The following is a 6,044-nucleotide window of genomic DNA, read 5'->3' as shown; positions in this document are numbered from 1 at the left end:
CCCGGCCGGGCCGGACCGGGCGCTCCCCGGCCGGCGCCCGGCCGGGCCGCAGCATCCGGACGGCGGCGAGAGCCGCGACCAGCGCGAAGGCCGCGGTCAGTACGGTGGCGGGCAGCCGTCCGGCGACCGCGCCGCCCAGCATCGCCGGGCCGATCCCGGCAGCCGCGAACAGCAGTCCCGTACGCCACCGCACCTGGCCGCTTCGGGCGTGGGCGACCAGGGCGGTGGCCGAGGTGACCGCGACGACGACCAGGCTCGCGGTGGTGGCCGCGACCGGGGTGGAACCGAGCAGATAGATCAGGGCGGGGACGGCCAGCACACTGCCGCCGCCCCCGAGCGCGCCCAGTGCCAGGCCGATGACGGCCCCGGCGGCCAGAGCGAGGAGCAGGGTGTTCACGCGATCGTGCCGTCCTCGCCGCGGTCGTCCACCACCGGCAGTCCGGCCCGTACCCAGTCCCGCATGCCGCCGGCCACGTCGACGGCGTCGGCGCCCCGGGCCGCCAGGAGGCCGACGGCCTGCCGGGAGCGGTTGCCGGAGCGGCAGATGACGATCAGCGGCCGTCCCTGTGCCTCCCGGGGCAGCGGTGCGCCCGCGGTGAGCACGGACAGGGGCATGTGCAGTGCGCCGGGGGCGTGCCCCGCGCGCCACTTCTGCGTCTCGCGCACGTCCAGCAGTACGGCACCGCCCGCGCCGCCGGCCGGGTGGTGACCGGTGCGCTCGGCGGCCTCGCGCGCGGTGACCCGCCCAAAGCCGCGCCGGAAGAGACTCATCCGCACGGTTTCCCTCGCTTTTCCTCGCTCTTCTTCGCTGCTCTTCGCTGGTCTTCTTCGCTTGTCCGTGCTTTTCCTCGCTGTTTCCCGCTGTTCCTCCCCGACCGGGCTCAGACGGTCCGCACGGTGAGTCCGGCCTTCTCCGCGGCCTCGAACGTGTCGTCCACCGCGACGACGTCACGGCCCGCCGCGTCCAGCAGGGAAGCGGCCACGGCGGCCCGCATGCCGCCCGCGCAGTGCACCCACACCTGCCCGTCGGGGACCTCGTCGAGCCGCCGGTGCAGCAGGTGCACGGGGATGTGCACCGAGCCCTCGACATGGCCGCCGGCCCGTTCGGAGTCACGCCGGACGTCCAGGACGACGATGCCCTTGCCCGGGTGCCGTTCGGCGAGGTCGGCGAAGGTGGCCCGCGGGAAGGAGGCGGGCGTCTCGCCCGGGCGGAGCCAGTCGGCCGGCCCGCCGGTGGCCGCGGCGGCCGGGCGGTCGATGCCGACCCGGACCAGCTCGCGCTGGGCTTCGGCCAGTTGCCCGGGCGACTCGGCGAGCAGGGTCACCGGCTTGCCCCAGGGCACCATCCAGGCCAGGTGGGTGGCGAGCTTGCCCTCGGCCTCGAAGTTGAACGAGCCCGCGACATGTCCCTCGGCGAAGGCGACCCGGTTGCGCAGGTCGACGACCCACTCCCCCGCGGCCAGCCGGGCGGCGATCTCGTCGGGGTCGGCCATGGCGGGCGGGGTCAGGTCGACCGCCGCAGGTCCGGCGGCGTTGGCAGGCCCCATGTGGGCGTAGTACGCGGGGATGTCGTCCAGGTTCGCGAGCAGCCCGGCGACGAAGGTGTCGACGTCCTGGGTGAGGGCGTCGTTCGCCGTCCGCTCCCGGCCGATGGTGGTGCCGCCGCCCGCCACCTGGCTCGAGGAGCAGAAGCTGCCGAAGCCGTGGGTGGGCAGCACCGCGGTGCTGTCGGGGAGTTCGGCGGCGAGCCGGTGCGCGGAGGCGTGCTGGGCGCGGGCCAGGCGTTCGGTCAGCCGCGGCTCGACCAGGTCGGGGCGGCCGACGGTGCCGATCAGCAGCGAACCGCCGGTGAACACGGCGACCGCCGCCTGGTCCTCCTGGAGGACGTAGGAGGTGTGGTGCGGGGTGTGTCCGGGGGTCGCCATCGCCCGCAGGGTCAGCCGGGCACCGGCGTCGACGGTGACGGTGTCGCCGTCCCGCACGGGCGTGTGCGCGAAGCGGACGCGGGCTTCCCCGGGGACCAGGTAGGAGGCTCCGGTGAGCCGGGCGAGTTCCAGGCCGCCGGAGACGTAGTCGTTGTGGACGTGCGTCTCGACGACGTACGCGATCCGCACCCCGCGCCGGGCCGCCGCCGTCAGCACCTGGTCGACGTCCCTGGGCGGATCGACCGCCACGGCCGTGCGCTCGCCGCCGGCCAGATAGCTGCGGTTGCCGAGGCCTGCCAGCTCGATGGTCTCGATGAAGAACACGGGACGCTCCCTTCACGGAGAAATTACCCCCCGGGGTATACAGCGAGACTAACACAAGTACCCCCGGGGGTATTTCTCGGGCTCCGGGGTTCCCAGGGAACGGAAGGGTCTCGGGGCGCGGAGGGGACGGAGGAGAACGGGCCGAGCCGATCCTTCCGGTCCGCTCACTCGGGCAGGCGCAGACGGCGGGTCTCCCCCGGCCGGACGCGGACGGCCCGGTCGGGCAGACGTACGTCGATCGGCGAGCGGTTGGAGGGAGGCACGGTGATCGTCACCCGGCCGCGCTCCAGGCGCAGCCGTACGTCCCAGTGCCCCCGGAAACGGAGGGAGAAGCCGTAGGAGGACAGCTCGGGCAGCGGGGCGGGGTCCAGCCACAGGGCGTCCTCGCGGGTCTCCAGGCCGGGCAGTCCGCGCTGGGCGAAGTCGAGGGTGCCGGCCATGGCACCCAGGTGGATGCCCTCGCCGGTGGTGCCGCCCTGCACATCGGCGACATCGCTCAGCAGGGCGTCCCTGAGAAAGGTCCATGCCTCACCGCGGCGGGCGCGGGCCAGGACCCAGCCGTGCACCAGGCCGCTGAGGGTGGAACCGTGACTGGTGCGGGCCAGGTAGTAGTCGACGGTGCGCCGCCAGAGGTCGTCGTCGAGGCGGTGGCCCAGCCGGCCGAAGAGCGAGGCGAGTTCGGCGGGCGAGAAGAGGTAGCCGAGCATGAGCACGTCGGCCTGTTTGGAGGCCTTGTAGCGGTTGACGCTGTCGCCCTCGGCCTCCAGGATCCGGTCCAGGCGGCGGATGCTGCCGTACCGCTTCCGGTAGCCGTCCCAGTCGAGTTCGGCGAGGCTCTCGTAGCCCTCGAACTGGCTGATGACACCGTCGTGGAAGGGCACGTGCAGCGTGCGGGAGACCTCCTCCCACCGCTCGGGCTCGCCGTCGTCCAGGCCGATGCGCTCGGCGAGTCCGCGGCGGCACGGCTCGGGCAGGAGACGCAGGAGTTCCAGGGCCCGGGCGAGCACCCAGGCGGCCGTGACATTGGTGTAGGTGTTGTCGTCGAGGCCGGGCCGGCCGGCGTCCGGGTAGGCGTCGTGGTACTCGTCGGGGCCCATCACGCCCAGGATGCGGTGCCGTCCCAGATCCTCGTCCCAGGTGGCCGAGTCCGCCCAGAAGCGGGCGATCTGCACCAGCATCTCGGCCCCCTTGGTGTACAGGAACTCGCTGTCCCCGCCGGCCTGGCAGTACTGCCACACGGTGTAGGCGATCGCCGAGCCGACGTGCCGCTGGAGGCGGGAGTGGTCCGGCAGCCAGCGTCCCGAGCGGGGGTTGAGGTGCAGTCGCTGGGTCTCCTCCCGGCCGTCGCTGCCGCTCTGCCACGGATACATCGCGCCGCGCCGGCCGATCGCGCGCGCCGCCGAGCAGGCCCGTTCCAGACGCCGGTGGCGGTAGCACAGCAGAGCGCGGGAGACCTCCGGGAAGTGCAGGTTCAGATAGGGCAGGACGAACAGCTCGTCCCAGAAGACATGTCCCCGGTAGGCCTCGCCGTGCAGCCCGCGGGCGGGCACCCCGACGTCCAGGTCGGCGGTGTGCGGCGAGAGGGTCTGCAGCACATGGAACAGGTGCAGGCGCAGGATGTGCCCCGCCTCCCCGGGGACGTCGGTCTCGGCCCGGCGCCACAGGTGGTTCCACGCCGTCAGATGGGTCCGCAGCAGTTCGTCGAAGCAGGGCGCCGCGGTCACCCGGTCGACGGCGGCCCCCAGTGGGTCGCCGATGGCGGGGTCGCGGGAGGTGTGCAGCGCCGCGGTCTTGTCGACGGTGGCGGTACGGCCCGGCTCCAGCCGCAGCCGCACCCGCTGGACCGCGCGCAGGTGCTCGTGCCGGGTGGCGATCTCGCCCTCGCAGGTCAGACGGGTGGCCACGCCGATCCGGATGTCGGAGGTCCGGGTACGGCAGCGCAGCCACACCGTGTCGGGGGCGGCGGTGCCGGAGTGCACATGGGTGAGGTGCCGGCCCTCCAGTTCCCGGTAGCGCTCCACCCCGCAGTTGGTGACGCCTCCGTCGACGGCCGCCTCGACCTCGAGGTCCGCCGTGAGTCCGTCGGCGGTGAACTCGGTGCGCAGCACGGCCAGATACGCGTCGCCCATGTGCACGATCCGCTGCTGACGCACGATCAGCGAACGCCCGTCGCCGAGCCCGTAGCGGGTACGGCGTTCCAGCAGCCCCGAGTCCAGGTGCAGGACCTGGTGGTGGTCGAGGACGGTCGCGGTGTCCGGGGTCAGCCAGGGGCCGTCCGCGAGGCGGAAGCGCAAGGGCAGCCAGTTGGGGACATTGACCATGTCCTCGTTCTCGACGGCCTCGACAGTCTTGGCGGGCTCGGCGGGCTCGGCGGCCTCGGCGCCGTCGCCCGCGTGCACGGCGACACGGGAGACGAGCCGGTTGTAGCAGCCCGCCACATAGGTGCCCGGGTAGTGCACCTCGTCCGCGTCGCACTCCGGCAGGGCACCGCGGGTGGCGAAGCGCCCATTGCCCAGCGTGCACAGCGCCTCCCTCAGGCGCTCCTGCGCGGGGTCGTACCCCTCGTACGCCCAGGTCCCCGCCGTCGCCCTCCCTGCCACGGCGTCACACCCGCTGCGGCACGACGGCCACCGGGCACTGCGCGTGGTGCAGCAGTGTGTGGCCCGTCCGTCCGAGCTGGAGGCCGAGACGGCCCGTCCTGCGCCGCGCGCCGACGATCACCAGGTCGGCGGCGGCCGAGCGGTCGACGAGCACCCTGTGCGCCGGCCCTTCGACCGTCGCGGGACGCAGCCGTACGTCCGGGTGCGCGGCCCTCGCCTCCCGCAGCAGTTCCTCCATCAGGGCAAGGGCCTGCTCCTCGCGTTCCCGGGCCGGGGGGTCGAAGGGCGCCTGGAACGCGGGGCCGCGCCAGGCCCGTACGACGTCGAGGACGCAGCCGCGCACCTCGGCCTCCCGGAACGCCCACCGCACGGCCTCGCCGCCGGTGTCGGGCTCACCGGCACCGAGCAGGATCCGCTCGTGCGTGCCGGCCAGCCCCGCCTTGTCGCCGCGGACCACGACCACCGGGCAGTCCGCCCGGGCCGCCACGGCCAGGGAGACCGACCCCAGCAGCAGCCCCTTCAGTCCGCCCCGCCCCCGAAAGCCCGTGACCAGGGCAAAAGCGGTGTCGCCCGCTTCCAGCAGGGCGGAGACCGCGTCGTCGGGGACGATGCCGGCGGACACCTTCACATCGGCGTTCCCCCCGGTCCTCACGCCGGTGCTCACGCGGGCTTCGCGCTCACGGGCCCGCTGTGCGGCGGAGGCGACGATGTGCTCGGCCATCGCCTGCTCCGAGGAACGCTCCCCGCTCCCCGGCGGGACACCCTCCTCGTATCCCTCGTGTCCCTCGTATCCCTCGTGTCCCTCGTAGCGCTCCCAGAGGGAGGCGTACACCAGCCGCACGGGCAGACCGTGCCGGGCGGCCTCGTCCACCGCCCAGTCCACCGCCGCCAGGCTCGGAGCCGATCCGTCGACCCCCACGACCAGAGGCAGTTCCACCGTCCCACCGCCTTTCGCCGGGCCGCCGGGCCGCGCGGCAGAAAATCCCACCACCACCGTCGCACCTCCCGCGCACCCCTGCGAGGGCAGTTCGGTCCTTTCGGGGGACGGCCGGTCCGTGCGGCCCCGCGGTCACCGTGCCCCGGCCGCCGGGCGGACATGGGCGTCGAGGCCGTAGAGGCTGCGGCCGCCGACCAGCTCACGCCCCGTGATCAGCTCCGGCTCCACCCGCACGAACACCTCCCGCGGCCAGGGCAC

At 73.9% G+C, this 6,044-nt stretch carries 5 protein-coding genes and 1 pseudogene; all 6 read right to left on the bottom strand.

Going from position 1 to position 6,044, the window contains the following annotated elements:
- Window positions 1–397 (bottom strand): TSUP family transporter (locus ABD224_RS28820; RefSeq protein WP_344055198.1); only part of this gene is annotated, 397 nt, incomplete at its 3' end.
- Entirely contained in the window at window positions 394–771 is a 378-nt protein-coding gene (locus tag ABD224_RS28815) for a rhodanese-like domain-containing protein (RefSeq protein WP_344055196.1), read from the bottom strand. The genes ABD224_RS28820 and ABD224_RS28815, both read right to left, overlap by 4 nt.
- A gap of 110 nt (window positions 772–881) precedes the next feature.
- On the bottom strand, window positions 882–2,249 hold the full coding sequence (locus ABD224_RS28810; protein WP_344055194.1) for an MBL fold metallo-hydrolase: 1,368 nt from the start codon (window positions 2,247–2,249) through the stop codon (window positions 882–884).
- 164 nt (window positions 2,250–2,413) lie between these two features.
- Entirely contained in the window at window positions 2,414–4,849 is a 2,436-nt protein-coding gene (locus ABD224_RS28805; RefSeq protein WP_344055192.1) for a glycoside hydrolase family 65 protein, read from the bottom strand.
- A gap of 4 nt (window positions 4,850–4,853) precedes the next feature.
- Window positions 4,854–5,786 (bottom strand): universal stress protein, encoded by a 933-nt coding sequence (locus tag ABD224_RS28800; protein ID WP_344055190.1) that lies wholly within the window; start codon window positions 5,784–5,786, stop codon window positions 4,854–4,856.
- 132 nt (window positions 5,787–5,918) lie between these two features.
- Window positions 5,919–6,044: pseudogene (locus ABD224_RS28795) on the bottom strand (pyridoxamine 5'-phosphate oxidase family protein); the annotation flags it as partial.

Origin of the sequence: Streptomyces thermoalcalitolerans, assembly GCF_039525155.1 — a bacterium.
Classification (GTDB): domain Bacteria; phylum Actinomycetota; class Actinomycetes; order Streptomycetales; family Streptomycetaceae; genus Streptomyces; species Streptomyces thermovulgaris.
This window is presented reverse-complemented; position numbering and strand designations above follow the sequence as displayed.

Coding starts and splice junctions, on each gene's coding strand:
- ABD224_RS28815 (WP_344055196.1), bottom strand. CDS start 771: ATGAGTCTCTTCCGGCGCGGCTTTGGGCGGGTCACCGCGCGCGAGGCC.